Genomic DNA, 17,738 nt, shown 5'->3' on the forward strand with positions numbered 1-17,738 from the left:
TCACAGTTGAGAGAGCGAAAGAGTATCTCGAGTATTGATTAAATTTGAATAGGGGGCGTGTAAAATATGACACAGGCCATTTTACAGCCCCCTATTTAAATTTACTCAGATACTAAAGATACGGTAAGAGCGAAATCATCATAAATCGCCTTATCACCAATTGAATCAAAGAATTTCTTAGATCCGTATTTGATATTGAAATCCGTACGATCGATCGTGATGTTCGCTTTCGCGTTCAATTTTCCACCTTTAACTGAAATTTCAGCTGGGAAAGTGATAGATTTTGTAATTCCTTTGATCGTTAAATTACCCGTTACTTGGTTGCCAGCCACTTTAGTGATAACGAAAGACGCTGTTGGGAATTTTTCGATTTCGAAGAAATCACCTGAAGTGATGTGTCCGATGAATTTTTGGTTGTAACCTGGATCCGTGATATCAAGTGCTTTGATAGTTTTCAAATCAATGGTGAAATTTCCTCCGATTAATTTGCTGCCATCAATGTTTAAAGCGCCAGCAGAGATTCCTACTGTTCCATTGTGCTCACCAGTTACTTTTTTAGCTAACCAAGCGATTGAACTAGCTGACTTGTTTACGTTCACTACTTTCGGTGCAGCTACACCAGCGAAAGTAAGTAGGCCTAATGCCAACGTTGCGATTACTACTTTTACAGATTTCATATAATTTATTGTTTAATTGTGAGAAAATACGGTTCTAAATTCGTCCAAAATTTGGTTCATTTCTTCGAGCCTTTTAACTCCTAAAGCGTCGAAATGTTTTCCCCAGTCATTTTGGACTTGGTCTACTTGGGTTAATAAATCCAGTCCAGCTGGTAAAATCAATACATCTACAGCTCTGCGATCTTGAGGACATTCGCGTCGAAGCACTAATTTCTTCTCTACTAATTTATCCACTAGGCGAGAGGCGTTGGACATTTTGTCAAGCATACGCTCTGTGATAGCTAAAACGGTCATTGGGTTTCCTTGTTGTCCACGAAGAATACGAAGTACGTTATATTGTTGTACCGTAAGTCCAAAAGGTTTCAATAATTCCTGTTGTTGCTGAACGATCCAGTTGCCTGTATAAATCGCGTTTACGACAGCTTTTGCGGCCTCGGACGGAAATTTTGACTGTTTTAAATCCTCGGAAATACCCATGACTAAAATTTGATGTCGTAAAATTAAATGTAATTACATTAAATGCAAAGGAAAATAAATTTATTTTTTCAAAAACCCTGATATTTTTAATTTTTGGCCTATTTTTGAACATGCAGACATCCTTATCCCTCCAGTATCCTTTTATATTAGCTTCTAATTCACCTCGTAGAAAGGAGATCTTACGTTCCGCTGGTTTCGAATTTGCAGTTTTACCCAGTGATGTGGATGAATCCTTTTCTGCTGATATGAGGCCTCAAGAGGTGCCGGTACATTTGGCAGAAAGAAAAGCGAATGAATTAGCGCGAATTTCCCCTAATGCCTTAGTGTTAGCGGCTGATACGGTTGTTATACTTGGAAATGATATTCTGAATAAGCCGCAGGATAAATCGGAAGCAATCTATATGTTGCAACAATTATCTGGAAAAACGCACGAAGTGGTCACAGGGATTGCGTTACATACCCCTCAAGGTTTGTTTACCAAAGCAGACTCGGCCTTAGTCAAATTCAGGACTTTCGAGGACTGGGAAATTGATTTTTATGTTCGAGAAGGATCTTGCTTAGACAAGGCAGGCTCTTATGGTGTGCAAGATTTCTTAGGAATGGTAGGCATAGAGTCCATTCAGGGATCTTTTTACACGGTCATGGGCTTGCCCATATTTGACGTGTATCAATTCATGAAACCTTATATTTTAGACGGGAAGCAGCTTCTGATTAGATAGAGAAACTTTCGCCACAACCACAGGTGCGGCTTGCGTTCGGGTTTTTAAATTGAAAACCTTTTCCATTCAAGCCGTCTGAGAAATCTAATTCGGTGCCAGCCAGGTAGAGGATTGATTTCTTGTCTACCATTACTTTTACCCCTTTGTCTTCGAAAATCATATCGTTTGGCTGTGCTTCTGCGGCGAAATCTAAATTATACATTAAGCCAGAGCAACCGCCTCCTTCTACAGCCACGCGGATGTTGAATTCTTCCGTTAAACCTTCTTTAGAACGTAATTCCTTAATTCTATTGGCAGCTAAATCCGTTATCGTAAGCATGATGGTCGTATTTTGATGAAAATCTGATACAAAAGTAGCCCTTTTTTTGATAAAAAAAACCTTTATTTAGAGTGAATCTAAATAAAGTATAGTTTTTCAAAACCATTGGTCTTAATTTTGTGTTTCAAATGCAGATTAAAAACACATACCATGCTTTCAATAAAGAATTTACAAGCGAGAATAGGGGAGAAGGAAATCTTGAAGGGGATTAATTTAGAAATCAAAGCCGGTGAGGTTCACGCCATTATGGGACCCAACGGATCAGGTAAATCGACCTTAGCGTCCGTTTTAGCGGGTCGTGAAGATTACGAAGTGACCGGTGGATCTGTGGAGTTTTTGGGTAAAGATTTATTGGATTTAGCTCCGGAAGAACGTGCAGCAGAGGGTTTATTCCTTGCTTTTCAATATCCTGTGGAGATTCCAGGGGTATCTACAACGAACTTTATGAAGTCAGCGGTAAACGAAATTCGCAAATACCGCGGCGAAGAGCCATTAGATGCTGTTCAATTTTTGAAAATGTTCAAAGAGAAGATGAGCTATGTGAATATTGATCAAAGTTTGTTGTCTCGTGCCTTAAATGAAGGATTTTCAGGAGGTGAGAAGAAGAGAAATGAAATTTTCCAAATGGCAGTCTTAGAACCTAAGTTGGCTATTTTGGATGAAACAGACTCTGGTTTGGATATCGATGCTTTGCGTATCGTGGCAGAAGGAGTTAATAAATTGAAATCCCCAGATAACGCGACGATTGTGGTGACTCACTACCAACGTCTTTTGGACTACATCGTACCGGATTTTGTACACGTTTTGTACAAGGGAAAGATCGTGAAATCAGGTGGGAAAGAATTAGCGCTTGAATTAGAAGAGCGTGGGTATGATTGGATCATTTCAGCTTTAGGAGAATAAGATGTTGTATACAGAATTAACTTCGTCGGCTCAGAAAGAGGCTTTAGATCGTTTTAAAGCCAAAGGATTTCCTACCAACAAATGGGAAGAATGGAAGTATGCGTCCTTGAAATCGTGGAATGAAAAAGACCTAGATTGGACACCTGCTCCTTTAAATGAAACCTCCTCAGCGAGTCTACAAACGCAAAATGGGAACACTCGTTTTCATGGCGTATTGCCTGCAGGGGTAGAATTCATTTCATTTGATGCTTTCATTGCAGCTAATCCAACGTTTGCAGCTACTTGGGAGCAACGTTTGCCTATTTTAGATCAGAACTCATTGTACGATTTAAACATAGCGCTTACCCTAAATACGCAGGTTTTATGGGTAAAAGCAGGTGTTTCAGTTGATCAGGCAATTACACACGATTATATTTTATCGGTGGCAAAAGCCTCAGCGGTTCAAAGTCGTTTAATCGTCTATCTAGAACCAGATGCTTCCTTAACCTTAATCGAGCGTGCCTTTACAATAGCGGGTTCTGCGGAGGTTTTGTCCAATTTTGTACAAGAAATATATGTGAGTGAGAAGGCGAATTTGACCTATGTGAAGGAGCAAGATTTGGCCCAAAACACGACCCACATCGATCATACGTTTATCACTCAGCTTTCGAATAGTCAGGTTGATTTGTTTACATTCTCCCTGAATGCGGCTTATTTACGTAATAATCTGCATTTCTACAGCGATGGCGAAAATGTGGTTTCGAATCTGAATGGCCTGTACGTGCCAGGAGAAGATCAATTAATGGATTCTCACACGGTGGTAGATCACCGCAAACCGAACTCCGAATCGCATGAATTATACAAAGGCGTGTTACTAGGAAACGCGACTGGAGTGTTCAATGGTAAAATTTTTGTGCGTCCAGATGCGCAAAAGACCAATGCTTTCCAAAGTTGCAAAAACGTCCTTGCGTCTACTCGTGCTACGATGAATACGAAGCCTCAATTAGAGATTTGGGCGGATGATGTGAAATGTTCCCATGGAACGACGACAGGTCAATTGAACGAAGAAGCTTTATTCTATTTACGTTCAAGAGGTATTTCTTTAGCGAATGCGCGAACTTTATTGTTACTCGCTTTTGTTCAAGAGGTGATCGATCGCGTAACACACGAGGAAACGAAGTTGCGTTTGACAGATAAAATTATTTCAAAAATCCAGACTTCCTTATCGATTTAATCATGACGGAAACATTGAATATAGATCAAATTAGAGCCGATTTCCCTGTTTTACATCAGCAGGTGAACAAGGCCCCATTGATTTATTTTGATAATGCAGCGACCACTCAAAAGCCGAAAGCTGTCATTGATGCGCTTTCAGCTTATTATGAGCAGGATAATGCGAATATTCACCGAGGTATTCACACCTTGGCAGAACGTGCAACAACCGCTTATGAGTTGACTAGAAAAAAGCTAGCGGCCTTTTTGAATGCTCCTTCCACAGATCAGATTATTTTCACTTCGGGGACGACAGCAGGGATTAATTTAGTAGCCCAAACTTTTGGACGTGCGAACGTCGGTAAAGGAGATCAAATTATTGTTTCTAACCTTGAACATCACTCGAATATTGTGCCTTGGCAGATGATTGCGGAGGAAAAAGGAGCAGAGATCAAGGTGATTCCGGTGAGTGATGCCGGTGTTTTAGATATCGAAGCTTATAAAGCTTTATTGAATCCCAAAGTCAAATTAGTCGCAGTCAATCACGTTTCTAACGCGATTGGGACGATTAATCCCATTGTTGAGATTATTTCTTTGGCACATGAAGTAGGGGCTAAGGTATTAATTGATGGAGCACAATCAGTTGCGCATTTAGCCGTAGATGTGCAAGCCTTGGATATGGATTTCTTTGTGTTTTCTGCGCATAAACTTTTCGGCCCTACGGGTGTGGGAGTTTTGTACGGAAAGCGTGATTTATTAGAGTCGATGCCGCCTTACCAAGGAGGAGGAGAGATGATTAAAGAGGTGAGTTTTTCGGGTACGACCTACAACGAATTACCTTATAAATTTGAGGCAGGAACGCCTAATATTGCAGATGTAATCGCATTTGGGGCTGCTTTGGACTATGTTCAGGCTATCCCTTCGGAAGCTTTAGCCGCGCAAGAAGAGGCGCTTTTAGCCTATGCTACACAAAAATTGCAATTGATTCCTGGTTTACGTATCGTGGGTACAGCTCCTGAAAAGATCGCCGTTATTTCATTTGTGATTGACGGAGTTCACCCGCAAGATATTGGGGTGTTATTAGATAAATTTGGCATTGCGATACGTACCGGACATCACTGTGCGCAGCCATTGATGCAGCGCTACGAGTTAGTGGGTACGTGCCGTGCCTCCTTTGCTTTCTACAATACGTTCGAGGAGATCGATCGTTTTGTACTTTGTTTAGAGAAAACCTTACAGATGTTAGGATAATGGGAAAGTCGATTAATGAAATACAAGAGGAATTAATTGAAGAGTTCGGTCTTTTTGAAGATTGGGCGGATAAATACGAATATTTAATTGACCTAGGTAAGAAGTTAGAGCCTATGTCAGATGCCTTAAAAACGGAGGAAAATGTGATTAAAGGCTGCCAAAGCCGTGTTTGGTTACACGCCGAAAAGCAAGGCGATTTAGTCGTTTTTCAGGCGGATTCTGAGGCCATTATTGTGAAAGGAATGATATCGATGTTGATTCGGGTTTTGTCGAATCACACGCCAGCGGAGATTTTAGCCGCGGATTTATACTTTATCGAGCAAATTGGTATGAGCCAGCATTTAGCCCAAACCAGATCAAACGGATTAGTTTCCATGGTAAAACAAATGCAACATTATGCGTTGGCCTTCTCTTAAGCGATTATTTAGTATGGAAAATTCAAGTCAAATGAATGAGGTAGAATTAAAGGAAGAAGTGATCAAGGCGATCAAAACCGTCTATGATCCAGAAATCCCAGTGGATGTATACGAGCTCGGATTAATCTATGAAATCAAGATTTTTCCGGTCAATAACGTGTATATCTTAATGACTCTAACTTCACCCTCTTGCCCATCTGCAGAGAGTATTCCGGTGGATATTGAAAAAGCAGTGAGAGAGATAGAAGGTATTGCGGAAGTCTCAGTAGAATTAACATTTGATCCTCCTTACGAGCAGGATATGATGTCTGAAGTGGCCAAATTGGAACTTGGTTTTATGTAATTGCGTTTAATTTAAAATCTAATATAAAAATATATGTATCCAGAACATTTAGTACATCCTATGCGGATGGATATCGTTGCCGGAGGTTTCCAAGAATTGAAGTTAGCTTCAGAAGTGGAAGACGTGATGGCTAAGCCAGGTACTACCTTGGTATTTTTTAACTCAGTTTGTGGATGTTCAGCTTCTACAGCTCGTCCAGGTGTAAAACACGCAGTAGCTTCATCAGCGAAGAAACCTAATCAATTAGTGACGGTTTTCGCGGGTGTAGATCCAGAAGCAGTTCAAAAAGCACGTGAGTATACTTTACCTTACCCTCCTTCATCTCCATCGATTGCTTTGTTCAAAGATGGCGAGTTAGTTCATTTCGTAGAGCGTCACCACATTGAAGGTCGTTCAGCAGATATGATTGCTGGACATTTAGAAGGTGTATTTGACGAGTTTTGTTAATATTAATACCATAAAAAAGGGAGCTTCCATCAGGAGCTCCCTTTTTTTATATCCTTTCAGTAAGTATTATTGCTTTGGTGCACCGCCCATCGCTCCTGATTCTGACGTATTATTTTTGGCTTTCTCAGCCATTTTCTTCGCAGCACCTTCATAGTCACCCGCTTTAATGAAGGACATCTTCAATAAGTCGATTGATTTTTGAGTTGCTTCTTGAATTTGTGCTGGGGTTAAGCTCTTCACTTTGTTCTCTAATTCTTCAGACCATTTCATGTTACGGCCTAAGAACAAGTTGCTGTTCAAGCTTCCCACTAATGCATTATCTTGAGAACGCGTCACTTGACGAGATTGTAGCCAAGATTTCTTCGCTTCGTCGATTTCTTTCTGAGTGAAACCCTCTTTCAATACTTTTTCAATTTCCTCTTTGAAAGCAGATTCAAGCTTCGCTAGGTTCTCTGGTGCATAGATCGCATAGCCGATAAACGCGCCGCTTTGGTCTAAAGGACTAGCCACAAATTGTGAACCTACACCGTAAGATAAACCGTCTTTTTGACGAATACGGTTCATTAAACGGGAGCTTAAACCACTACCACCACCTAACATGTAGTTAGATAATTCCAACGCAGCATAGTTAGGGTCGCTATCAGAAATTTTTAACGGTTGATAAGCTAAGAAGAAGGCATTTGCTTTATCCGGCGTTTCGATGGAGATCGCTTTTCCTCCCGTCTCTTTGAATACATCCTGAACGCGTTTGTAAGGCTTCGGAGACTTCCAGTTAGCAAATTCTGCTGTAATTACATCTTTCAATTCTTTTTCATCAAAATCACCTACTGCAGAGAATGTTGCATCAGATGCGCCATAGAAGCTCTTGTAGAAATTAACAGACTCTTCTAATTTAACCGCACCATAATTAGCGATTTGCTCCGCCATCGTAGGTTGGTAACGAACGTCTTTCTTATCATAGTGACCCGCTCTTAATTGACCTAAAGCTTCTGAACCTTTTGCTTGTGGCTCACTTTTTTGGCCTTCAATAGCGGTTAAGTTCTCTTGCTTTAATTTCTCAAATTCAGCTGCTGGGAAAACGGGTTGCTTTAATGCTTCAGCTACTAATTTTAAAGCCGGAATTAAATTCTCGCGCGTCGTCTCGATAGAAACGTTGGCTTGAGTAGCACCTCCAGAAATACTTACACGCGCTTTTAACTTGTCTAATTCGTCTTGGAATTGTTGACGTGTGTGTTTCGCTGTACCTTTTGTTAACATATCAGCTGCTAAGTCAGCTGCTGTCACTGTTCCCATTAATGATTTTTCATCACCAAAACGTAAAGTCATACGCGCATAAACTGAATTACCACGTGTTTTCTTAGCTAATAGCGCTAATTGAACTCCACCGATTTTCTCCGTCTTCGTGCGTGCATCAATGTTAGCTGGAGATGGATCAAAAGCCTCACCTTGGCTTACTGCTGCCTTTGGCTTGAAGTCTTTTAAAATCGTAGCTACGTCTTTCGCCTCTGGAATCTCTGCACGTTCTGGTTTTTCGGTAGGATAGAAAGTTCCAGATGTTCTGTTAGAAGATTTGAAGTAAGCTGCTGCCACACGCTGAATATCCTCAGGAGTTATTTTCTCTAATTCATTACGTGTGTGGAATAATAAACGCCAATCACCTTGTGCGATGTATTCTGATAGACCTACGCCCACACGTTGTGCATTGTTTAATAATAACTCAATATTTTTAATGCCTTTGGTCTTGATGCGATCGACTTCTTCCTTAGTTGGAGGAGTTTTGGCAAAATTCTCAATAGTATTAAACATAATCTGACGAACAGAGTCCACAGATTTCTCTTTTAAAACTTCCGCGCCGAAATAAATTAATCCTGGCTCTTTTAATTGGAAGGAGAATCCAAACTGGCTACTTGCCTTCTTCGTGTCAATTAATGCCTTGTATAAACGTCCTGATGGTGCATCTGTCAATAAATCAGCCATCACATCTACCGCCACATAATCAGGATGTAAGCCAGAAGGAATATGGTAGGCCATACCTACAACTTGCACATCACCCACGCGGCGAAGAGACACTTCTCTTTCTCCATCTTGTGTAGGTTCAGCCGTGAAAGTAGGCGTTAAAACACGCTCAGGACGTGGAATAATTCCAAATTTCTCGTTAACTAACTTTAATGTTTTAATTGGGTCAAACTTACCTGCCACTAACAAAACCGCGTTGTCTGGCTGGTAGTATTTACGATAATAAGCTTGTAAGTTTTCGATAGGCACTTTTTCGATGTCAGAACGAGCACCGATAGTGGAGTTGCCATAGTTATGCCATAAGAAAGCGGTAGAAACGATACGCTCCATTAAAACACTCCCTGGATCGTTTTCTCCGCGCTCGAATTCGTTGCGAACTACCGTCATTTCGGTCTCTAATTCGCTCTTCGAGATACGAGAGTTGATCATGCGATCAGCCTCCATATCTAAAGCCCAATCTAGATTTTCATCCGTTGAAGCGAATGTTTCGAAGTAGTTCGTACGGTCTAACCAAGTGGTTCCGTTGAATTGAGCACCATGATCAGAGATCTCTTTCGCTACTTCTTTGTGTTTTTCTTTTGTACCCTTGAACACCATGTGCTCTAACAAGTGGGACATACCTGTTTCACCATAGCCCTCATGACGAGAACCTACTAAATAGGTGATGTTAACGGTAATGGTTTGCTTCGATGGGTCTGGAAATAACAATACTTTTAAGCCATTGGCTAATTTGTATTCCGTAATTCCTTCCGCTTCCGTTACCTTTTCAGGTATGGGAAGGCTAGCAGATGCCTTTTGTGTGGTTGGAGTGGGTTTAGGCTGAGCTAATGCAGGTTGCAAAAGACAAAGTAGTAAACCCGATAGAATAATTTTCTTCATAGGGGTATTTTGTTTTTAGAATAGAAAATTAAAAATTAATTAAATCGGTGATGCTGATAAAATGATGAACGGCAAAAATTATTTCTTGTATTGCTGGATTAACTTGTAAATCGCCTTTTGTGTTTCCATGTTTGGGAAATACTCGAAAATAATTTCGTGTTTATCATAATCTAAAAGAAGACCGGATTCTAAGAAATGAAAGGCTTCCTTGAATTGACCTGCTTTAATTAAGAAGATCGCCGCGCGGTAATATAAATCTGCTTCTTCTGGCAGTTCATCGATGGCGGAAAGCATTATTTCGGCACACTTTTCGAAATCATTCAAATCATAGTGCAATTGTGCCCATTTCACCCAAGTGGGAGCGAAGAAGGAGTCTAGATCTACGGATTTGGCATATGCCTCATCAGAAGACACAGGATTGCCTAGGTAGGCCTCTACGTCCGCTAAACCTGTCCAATACAGAGGATTCGTATCATTTAATTTCAGTGCTTTCTTCAGAAAATGCAAGGCCTCAAACCACTTGTCCAGTTCAGTCAAGCAAACGGCTAGACCATAATAGCCTTCATCCCAAAGAGGGTCGACCTTAATCGCCTCTTTGTAGTGAGTTAAAGCCTCGTCAAAACGACGTTGACGCTCAATACTAGCGCCTAAACAGCAATAAAGTTCCGGATTCGGATCATCGTATTTTAAACAAAGCTGATAAGATTCTTCCGCCTTCGCATACTCCTGAATATTCATGTAGGTATTCCCCAGATTGAATAAGGAGGACCCAAAGGTAGGTTCAATGGCCAGGGAATATTCGTAGGCATCAATCGCTTTTTCAAACTGCTTTAGCTTCGAATAAGCAATACCTAAATTGTACCAGGCTGTAAATGAAAAGGGATCTGCGTCGATGAATTGCTTGTAATAGGGGATACTTTCCTCGATTTTCCCGATTTCATCTAGACAATTAGCCAGCTCCACTAGCGCATTTTCATTTTCTGAATTGAGTTCTAAACATTTCTTCAGCATATCTACCGCCTCACGAGGTTTGCCCCAGGCTTGGTAGCTTAGGCCGATGCGAAAATAGACCTCATCTTTTTCTTCAGTTCGGTCTAAAGAAGCTAGAAAAAGTTGTATGGATTCTTCGTGTTGCCCTAACTGGCTGAGTAAATAACCTTTTACGAGCGTTAATTCGATGTCATTGGGGAAGAGTAAAATGGCATTTTCAATTAATTCCATTGCCTCTTCTGGCTTCTGCATTTCGCCTAAAATTTGTGCTTTCAGGGTAATTAATTCCAGCGAGTAACTGTAATGGCTGAGGCCTAAATCCACCGCTTCTAAGGCTTGGTCAAAACGCGACTGCACGAAGTAGTGTTCTGCGATTTGTTCCAAAGTTTCTGCATCGAAAAACGCGTTTTCTTGCTGATTAATCATGTTCTCGTACCGTTGAACGGAAGATTGAATGTCTTCTTTGTTCTCGTCGAATTCGGGATCTAGCATTTTTTTGGATACATTTTCACTAAAATAAAGAATATTATTTATTCTTGAACGCCTTTTCGGCTTAATTTTGTTCCAAACATCTGATAATGTCAAAAATCTGCGCCATTGCGGACCTCGGTACGAACACTTTTCAATTATTGATTTCTCCCTTGGCTGCCTTTCTGGTGGAGGAGCACTTGCAACGACCGGTCGGTTTAGGGATGGGGGCGATGGAAGAAGTGACTTTGCAAGCTGATGCGATGGATCGGGCAATCGCCTGTCTAGCTGAATTTAAGCAGGTTTTTCTCACCAAAGGTGGGGATTTACGTGATTTTTATGCCATCGGGACGAGCATTCTACGCCGAGCCTCTAATGCAAGTGCTTTTCTGGACCGAGTCTTTAACGAATTAGGGATTCAGATTCGCATCATCGATGGAATCCAAGAAGCTGAATATATTTATGCCGGCATACGAAATTCCTTGCCCGAACGTTGGGAGAAAACAAGTTTGGTGATGGATATAGGCGGGGGAAGTGTGGAGTTTATCTTATTTAAAGGTGAACAGGTATTATATCGAGTGAGTTTAGAAATAGGGGGATTACGGTTGAAATCGCTTTTTTCGGTAGATAATGAGTTTAATCTCTCTGTAGTAGGAGGTTTAGATGCGTATGTTTCGAAGGAAATGATTTCGCTTTTGGAAGCTTGTCGCGAGGCAAAGCCCAGCGTTTTGATCGGAGCTGCGGGGGCTTTCGAAACTATTTTGGAATTAGAGAATAGGCCTGGTGGAGCTCCGGCCTCTTGTGAAATCGATGTTGACGTGTTTTTGCAGCATAAGACAACTTTAGATGCTTTGCCCTATGAAGATCGGGTGGATTATCCAGGAATGAAGGCGTTCAGGGCAAGTATATTCCCTTATGCTACTTTTTTAGTGGAGAAAGTGCTCCGGGAATTGGAGATAAAGGAGCTTTGGTTTTCGTCGTATAGTTTGAAGGAAGGATTTTGGTTTACAGAACTCCAATCTTCCGTAAGTCAGCCTTAGAATTTCAAAAAAAAAGTGTAAACTTGTAGTTAATAAGATTAATCAATTCATCCTATGGCTTTATCGCTAGCAACTATTTTACTTCAGGCGGGTGCGACCGTCGATTCTCTTTCTTCTGCAGTAGCAGATTCTATCGTTAATGCTTCTGGTCCCGTTCAAGAAGTGACTAAAGTAGTCGTAGAAGAATTTTCGGTGTTAGACTTATTAGGAAAAGGGGGATATGTGATGTATCCTATCGGTTTCCTGTTTGCTGCGGCCGTTTTCTTGTTTATTGAGCGCTATTTATACATTCGCAAGACAGCAAAATTAGATGAGAATTTTTTACACACGATCAACGACATGTTGCAGGCTGGGAATGTGCAAGGGGCGATTAATTTTTGCAAAGCGACTTCTTATCCGATTGCGAAGCTTTTGGAAAAAGGTTTATCCCGTTTAGGTTCTCCTATACGTGATATTGAAGCGGCGATTGAAAATAAGGCCAAAGTAGAAATCTACAACATGGAGAAGAATTTAGGGATTCTGAGTGCTATCGCGCGTATTGCCCCGATGTTTGGATTCTTGGGAACGGTGACGGGTATGATTCGTACTTTCCATAACATCTCTATCTCGAATAAAATTGATATTTCAACGATTGCCGGTGGTATTTATGAGAAGATGGTGACTTCTGCGTCGGGATTGATCGTGGGTATTATTGCGTATGTTTTGTATACGTTATTGACGACGATGATTGACCGTACGATTAATAAAATGGAAATTACAGCCATTGATTTCTTAGATATTCTTCACAAACCAGCGTCTAAAGCCTAATTCGATGAACTTCAGAAAAAGAGCCAGAGAAGCATCGGAGGTAGAAACAGGAGCCCTAGCGGATATTCTTTTCTTTCTATTGATGTTCTTTTTAATGATCTCGACGTTAGCTTCGCCGGATGCAATCAAATTGCTTTTGCCTGAGACGGCAAAGCCCATGCCTACGCCTGCGAATGAAGTGATTCGTTTAACTGTGGACGAAAAATTGAACTATTATATCGATGATCGTTTAGTAGATGTCGTGAACTTAGAGACTGAACTTTCGAATGAGGTGACTTCTAAAAAAGCGGTGACTTTAGTAGTTCGAATGGATCGAAATCAGACAGTTCAAGAATTAACCAATATCTATGACCTGGCAGCTAAATTGAAGTTGTCAATGGTGATGGCTGCGGAAAAGAAAAAATAGAAAACACCGATTTTTTGGGCAAAATACGGCCTAAAATCGTATATTTGTCCTATATCTCAACTGTTTGTAGAGTTGAGAATCATTTTGTTTTCTTAATTAATGGAAAAAATCCTAAAATTCGGTGGGACCAGTTGTGGTAGCATCGAAAGCATTCAATCCGTTTTGGCGATTATCGAGTCAAACGGGAAATCCTCCACAGATTTTGCTGTTGTCTTTTCTGCGATGAGCGGTGTGACCAATCATTTGTTGGAAGCGGGCACACTGGCTGCTCAGCCGAAAAGCACGGTAAATACCCTGATTGAGACGATTGAAACACGTCATTTCGACGTAATTAAGCATTTTATTCCGGTGACAGGTCAGAGCCAAGTGATCGCACATGTGCGGACTTTGGTGAATGAATTGCGGGATGTGTTGAAAGGAATAAACTTGATTAAAGAGATATCGCCTAAGACTTCTGATGCGTTAGTTAGTTTTGGGGAGCGATTATCCACTTATTTAATCTTTGCCATTTTACAGCAAAAAGGTCTTCCCGTTTTCTATGTAGATGCTCGGGAAATTATTAAAACGAATAGTTCTTTTAGTCATTCCGAAGTAGATTTTGCGGTGACTAATCCGTTGATTTCTAGTTATTTTGAAGCGAATAAGGGTAAAATTGGTTTAGTTACCGGTTTTATTGCGTCTAATGCTAAAGGGGAGACAACAACCTTGGGTCGCGGTGGATCTGATTATACCGCTTCGGTAATTGGTGCTGCTTTAGGGGTAAAAGAGATTGAAATTTGGACAGATGTAGACGGAATGATGACAGCTGATCCGCGAAAAGTGAAATCAGCTTTTACAATTCCTTCGATTTCGTATGCGGAAGCAATGGAATTGACTCATTTTGGGGCTAAAGTCATTTATCCTCCTTCTTTACAGCCTGCTTTCGCAAAGAATATCCATATTCGGGTACTTAATACGTTTAACCCCTCTTTTGAAGGCACCGTGGTTAGTAAAGAGCCTACAGGGAGTCCTTACATTATCACAGGAATTTCGTCGATTGACCAGCTTGCGTTAGTTAATTTACAAGGTTCAGGGATGATCGGAGTAGCTGGGGTTTCTGCCAAATTATTTACGGTTTTAGCCCGCGAAAAAATATCAGTTGTCTTGATTTCTCAAGCCTCTTCTGAGCACAGCATCTGTTTTGCCATTGATCCTTCTGTGGCAGATAAAGTGCGAAAAATACTTGAAAAAGAATTCGCGGCTGAAATGGCAGCGGGTGACATTGAGGGAATTGATATCCAAAAAGATTTATCAGTTATTGCTGTAGTGGGTGAGGGGATGCGTAAGCACACCGGTGTGAGTGGAAAGTTGTTCTCCTCTTTAGGGAAAAACGGGATCAATATTGTCGCTACAGCACAAGGTTCATCGGAGTTAAATATCTCAGTCGTCATTGAAAATAAGGACCTTTCTAAGGCCTTGAATGTTATTCATGAGACGTTCTTCTTCTCTCAGATTAAAACATTACATCTCTATTTAGTGGGTGCGGGTTTAATCGGAAAGACTTTAATTGAGCAAATTATTGGTCAGGAGCATTATTTGGCCAAATACAAAGGCATTAAAATTAGGTTAATCGGAATCGCGAATAGCCGCAAACAAGTATTAAAAGAGGAAGGAATTGAGTTAGATCAAGCTTTGAGCTTGTTGGAATCCGCAGGCGAACCAGCCGATTTAGCTGGATTTATTTCCCAAATCAAAGCTTTAAACTTGCCTAATTCCATTTTCGCAGATTGTACAGCGAACAAAGAGATTTATACAAATTACTTAGGCTTATTCCAGTCCAATATTTCGGTCGTAACACCTAATAAGGTGGCTAATTCAGGGCCTTATGATTTGTATGCACAATTGCATCAAACAGCTCTAGCTAAGGGAGTTAAGTTCTTGTATGAGACGAATGTGGGGGCTGGTTTACCAGTAATTAATACCCTTCAAGGTTTGATTGCTTCTGGGGATCGCTTTGAGAAAATTGAAGGAATTTTATCCGGTACTCTATCTTTCTTGTTCAATCAATTTACGCCAGGGAAGTCATTCGGTGAAGTATTACGTACGGCCAAACAAAAAGGGTATACGGAACCTGATCCTCGCGAAGATTTAAGTGGAATGGATGTGGCGCGTAAAATTTTGATTTTGAGCCGCGAGATTGGATTGAAATTAGAATTCTCTGATATAACCATAGAAAAGATCATTCCTCCGGCTTGTGAGGCAGCTCCCACGGTGGATGCCTTCTTCGAGGAGATAGATAAGGCCAATGATTTCTTCGAGAAATTGGTGAATGAGGCTGCTGCGAAAGGCGAAGTTTTACGTTACATCGCTTGTTTAGAAGACCAAAAAATCACCATCGGTTTGCGTTCTGTCGGTCCAGCTCATCCATTCTACCAAATGGATGGGGCTGATAATGTGATTGCCTTTACCACAAAGCGTTACCATGACCGTCCTTTAGTGATTAAAGGGCCTGGTGCTGGAGCTGAAGTGACTGCATCGGGTGTTTTTGCAGATATTGTATCCATCGGTAGTCATCTCGCATAATATGGAAAAGATACGCGTATATGCGCCAGCGACGGTAGCGAATGTAGCTTGTGGATTTGATATCTTCGGCTTTGCTGTGAATCATCCTGGAGATGAGGTCGTGTTAGAAAAGAAAGCGACTCCAGGAATCGTTATTAAAGAAATCACAGGGGATGATGGCCGTTTGCCTAAGGCTGTAGAGAAAAATACCGCTGGTATTGCCATCCAAAAGTACTTAGCACATATCGGTCGCGAAGATCAAGGATTTGAATTGTCGCTGCATAAAGATATGCCTTTAGGCTCCGGCTTAGGGTCTTCAGCTGCTTCAGCGGTTGCGGGCGTTTTTGCAGCAAATGAATTAATGGGCCGCCCTTTATCACAAAAGGACCTCTTGCCCTTCGCGATGGAAGGCGAGCGCGTCGCCTGCGGCTCCGCGCACGCAGACAACGTAGGTCCTTCGCTCTTAGGAGGCTTTATTGTCATTCGTTCCTACGATCCCTTAGATATCATTCAAGTGCCTGTGCCTGCAGATCTATATGCGAGTATTGTCCACCCGCAAATCGAGGTGAATACGAAAGATGCGCGCGGAATTTTAGATAAAGAAATCTCATTGGCCACTACCATCACCCAAATGGGGAATGTTGCCGGACTAGTAGCAGGGTTACTATTGCCCGATTATGAGCTGATTGGTCGTTCCTTAGTCGATGTGATCATCGAGCCCTCTCGAGCGATCTTAATCCCTGGTTTTGCGGAAGTAAAAGCTGCTGCGATTGCTAGCGGTGCGCTAGGTTGTTCCATTTCAGGTTCTGGACCTTCGTTATTTGCCTTATCTAAAGGAGAAGAAACTGCCCAAAAAGTAGCGAAAGCGATGGCCGCAGAATTTGCCGCCTTGGGTATTGGATCAGAGCAATATGTTTCTCAAATCAACCAAAAAGGTCCAGTTGTTTTAGCCGATTAGGCCTTCGGATGCGCTTGTAAGTAGATCGCTTTCATTTTCTCCATCGAGTTATGGGTATATACTTGCGTAGCTGCCAAATTCGCATGTCCTAATAACTCTTTGATGGCATTCAAATCCGCCCCTTTGTTCAAAAGGTGTGTCGCATAGGTGTGACGCAATACGTGTGGAGAAAGCTTCTCTAGCTGACTAAATTCCCCTAGGTTTTTCTTCACTAAGCGTTGCACAAACATCGGGTACAAGGGTTCCCCTTTATCTGTGAGTAGTAAATGGGCGTGTTCTACTGTGCAAAAGCTGCGATACGTTGCTATTAAGTCAACAAGTAAGCTAGGAATAGGAATCATCCGTTCCTTATTTCGCTTTCCGATTACTCGGATTGTTTTAGCCGCTAGATTGACTTGATTGTTTTGTAGAGAAATCAATTCTGCCAGACGAATTCCTGTTCCGTAAAGTAAAAATAGGATAAGTTCGTCTCTCGCCTCGCTGAAATTCATGGCGATTTTCCGGTTATTCACCAGGTTTTCCATCTCTGATTCCCGGACAAATTGGGGTATTTTTTTGGTGGTTTTGACCATCCGAATAGAGGTCATGGGATTTTCTGCGATTTTTCCTGTTCTTAAAAGGTACTTATAAAAGGTGCGAAGTGTGGCTAATTTGCGGTTAATACTGCGGTTTTGTATGGAATCATCGGATAAACTGATGAGCCATTTTCGAATGGTTAACGCTTGGACTTGTGATAGCTCCGTAGGAGCGATGAAAGCGCTAAACTGTTCTAAGTCAGTGGAGTAGGAGGTAATTGTATGCGAACTGAGGCGCCTTTCGATGGACAGGTGGTCCAAAAAAAAATTGACTAATTCACGATTCATCATCGAAATTAGTCAATTCCTTTAAAG

The 17,738-nt window shown here is 41.3% G+C and carries 18 protein-coding genes; 12 read left to right on the top strand and 6 right to left on the bottom strand.

The window, feature by feature from the left end:
• Nucleotides 1–101 precede the first annotated feature (101 nt).
• Nucleotides 102–677, bottom strand: a complete 576-nt coding sequence (locus G9X63_RS09150; RefSeq protein ID WP_252622668.1) for a YceI family protein — start codon at nucleotides 675–677, stop codon at nucleotides 102–104.
• A 12-nt stretch (nucleotides 678–689) separates the two neighbouring features.
• A complete protein-coding gene (locus tag G9X63_RS09155; RefSeq protein ID WP_130896341.1) occupies nucleotides 690–1,154 on the bottom strand; it encodes a MarR family winged helix-turn-helix transcriptional regulator in 465 nt (154 codons plus the stop codon).
• 110 nt (nucleotides 1,155–1,264) lie between these two features.
• Between G9X63_RS09155 and G9X63_RS09160 the strand changes: the two genes are divergently transcribed.
• On the top strand, nucleotides 1,265–1,873 hold the full coding sequence (locus tag G9X63_RS09160; RefSeq protein ID WP_130896343.1) for a Maf family protein: 609 nt from the start codon (nucleotides 1,265–1,267) through the stop codon (nucleotides 1,871–1,873).
• Here the strand turns inward: G9X63_RS09160 and G9X63_RS09165 are convergent.
• Nucleotides 1,866–2,192: a HesB/IscA family protein gene (locus G9X63_RS09165; protein ID WP_130896345.1), complete on the bottom strand. Its 327-nt coding sequence runs from the start codon at nucleotides 2,190–2,192 to the stop codon at nucleotides 1,866–1,868. The genes G9X63_RS09160 and G9X63_RS09165 overlap by 8 nt on opposite strands.
• A 150-nt stretch (nucleotides 2,193–2,342) precedes the next feature.
• Here G9X63_RS09165 and sufC point away from each other — a divergent pair, with 150 nt between their 5' ends.
• Genes sufC through G9X63_RS09195 form a run of 6 tightly spaced genes read left to right on the top strand, consistent with a single transcriptional unit; the run spans nucleotide 2,343 to nucleotide 6,743 of the window.
• The gene (gene sufC, locus G9X63_RS09170; RefSeq protein WP_130896347.1) at nucleotides 2,343–3,095 is read left to right on the top strand and encodes a Fe-S cluster assembly ATPase SufC; all 753 of its coding nucleotides are present in this window, start codon (nucleotides 2,343–2,345) and stop codon (nucleotides 3,093–3,095) included.
• A gap of 1 nt (nucleotide 3,096) precedes the next feature.
• Nucleotides 3,097–4,308, top strand: coding sequence for a Fe-S cluster assembly protein SufD (gene sufD / locus G9X63_RS09175; protein ID WP_252622670.1), 1,212 nt, complete (start codon nucleotides 3,097–3,099; stop codon nucleotides 4,306–4,308).
• 2 nt (nucleotides 4,309–4,310) lie between these two features.
• Nucleotides 4,311–5,537, top strand: coding sequence for a cysteine desulfurase (locus G9X63_RS09180; protein ID WP_130896351.1), 1,227 nt, complete (start codon nucleotides 4,311–4,313; stop codon nucleotides 5,535–5,537).
• Nucleotides 5,537–5,953 carry a SufE family protein gene (locus tag G9X63_RS09185; RefSeq protein WP_252622673.1) on the top strand — a complete coding sequence of 139 codons (417 nt, stop codon included), beginning with the start codon at nucleotides 5,537–5,539 and terminating at the stop codon, nucleotides 5,951–5,953. Before G9X63_RS09180 ends, G9X63_RS09185 begins: the two co-directional genes overlap by 1 nt.
• Before the next feature lie 31 nt (nucleotides 5,954–5,984).
• Nucleotides 5,985–6,296, top strand: a complete 312-nt coding sequence (locus G9X63_RS09190; protein WP_252624873.1) for an iron-sulfur cluster assembly protein — start codon at nucleotides 5,985–5,987, stop codon at nucleotides 6,294–6,296.
• A gap of 33 nt (nucleotides 6,297–6,329) precedes the next feature.
• Complete coding sequence (locus G9X63_RS09195; RefSeq protein WP_130896355.1) at nucleotides 6,330–6,743, top strand: BrxA/BrxB family bacilliredoxin; 414 nt, start codon at nucleotides 6,330–6,332, stop codon at nucleotides 6,741–6,743.
• Between the two features lie 66 nt (nucleotides 6,744–6,809).
• On the opposite strand, the gene G9X63_RS09200 is transcribed toward G9X63_RS09195, so the two are convergent.
• Nucleotides 6,810–9,638, bottom strand: coding sequence for a M16 family metallopeptidase (locus tag G9X63_RS09200; protein WP_252622675.1), 2,829 nt, complete (start codon nucleotides 9,636–9,638; stop codon nucleotides 6,810–6,812).
• Nucleotides 9,639–9,716: 78 nt separating this feature from the next.
• Nucleotides 9,717–11,120 carry a tetratricopeptide repeat protein gene (locus G9X63_RS09205; RefSeq protein WP_130896359.1) on the bottom strand — a complete coding sequence of 468 codons (1,404 nt, stop codon included), beginning with the start codon at nucleotides 11,118–11,120 and terminating at the stop codon, nucleotides 9,717–9,719.
• 86 nt (nucleotides 11,121–11,206) lie between these two features.
• Between G9X63_RS09205 and G9X63_RS09210 the strand changes: the two genes are divergently transcribed.
• The 5 genes from G9X63_RS09210 (at nucleotide 11,207) to G9X63_RS09230 (ending at nucleotide 16,848) form a co-directional block, all read left to right on the top strand.
• Nucleotides 11,207–12,136 carry a Ppx/GppA phosphatase family protein gene (locus tag G9X63_RS09210; RefSeq protein WP_252622677.1) on the top strand — a complete coding sequence of 310 codons (930 nt, stop codon included), beginning with the start codon at nucleotides 11,207–11,209 and terminating at the stop codon, nucleotides 12,134–12,136.
• A 54-nt stretch (nucleotides 12,137–12,190) separates the two neighbouring features.
• Entirely contained in the window at nucleotides 12,191–12,943 is a 753-nt protein-coding gene (locus tag G9X63_RS09215; protein ID WP_252622679.1) for a MotA/TolQ/ExbB proton channel family protein, read from the top strand.
• Nucleotides 12,944–12,947: 4 nt separating this feature from the next.
• Nucleotides 12,948–13,349, top strand: a complete 402-nt coding sequence (locus tag G9X63_RS09220; protein WP_252622681.1) for an ExbD/TolR family protein — start codon at nucleotides 12,948–12,950, stop codon at nucleotides 13,347–13,349.
• A 99-nt stretch (nucleotides 13,350–13,448) separates the two neighbouring features.
• Nucleotides 13,449–15,911 (top strand): bifunctional aspartate kinase/homoserine dehydrogenase I, encoded by a 2,463-nt coding sequence (gene thrA, locus G9X63_RS09225; RefSeq protein WP_252622684.1) that lies wholly within the window; start codon nucleotides 13,449–13,451, stop codon nucleotides 15,909–15,911.
• Between the two features lies 1 nt (nucleotide 15,912).
• Complete coding sequence (locus G9X63_RS09230; RefSeq protein WP_130896369.1) at nucleotides 15,913–16,848, top strand: homoserine kinase; 936 nt, start codon at nucleotides 15,913–15,915, stop codon at nucleotides 16,846–16,848.
• Here the strand turns inward: G9X63_RS09230 and G9X63_RS09235 are convergent.
• Nucleotides 16,845–17,714, bottom strand: a complete 870-nt coding sequence (locus tag G9X63_RS09235; protein ID WP_338079067.1) for a tyrosine-type recombinase/integrase — start codon at nucleotides 17,712–17,714, stop codon at nucleotides 16,845–16,847. The two genes, G9X63_RS09230 and G9X63_RS09235, sit on opposite strands and share 4 nt — an antisense overlap.
• Between the last annotated feature and the right edge of the window lie 24 nt (nucleotides 17,715–17,738).

The organism is Aquirufa antheringensis, from assembly GCF_023921165.1.
In the GTDB taxonomy this organism is placed as follows: Bacteria; Bacteroidota; Bacteroidia; order Cytophagales; family Spirosomataceae; genus Aquirufa; species Aquirufa antheringensis.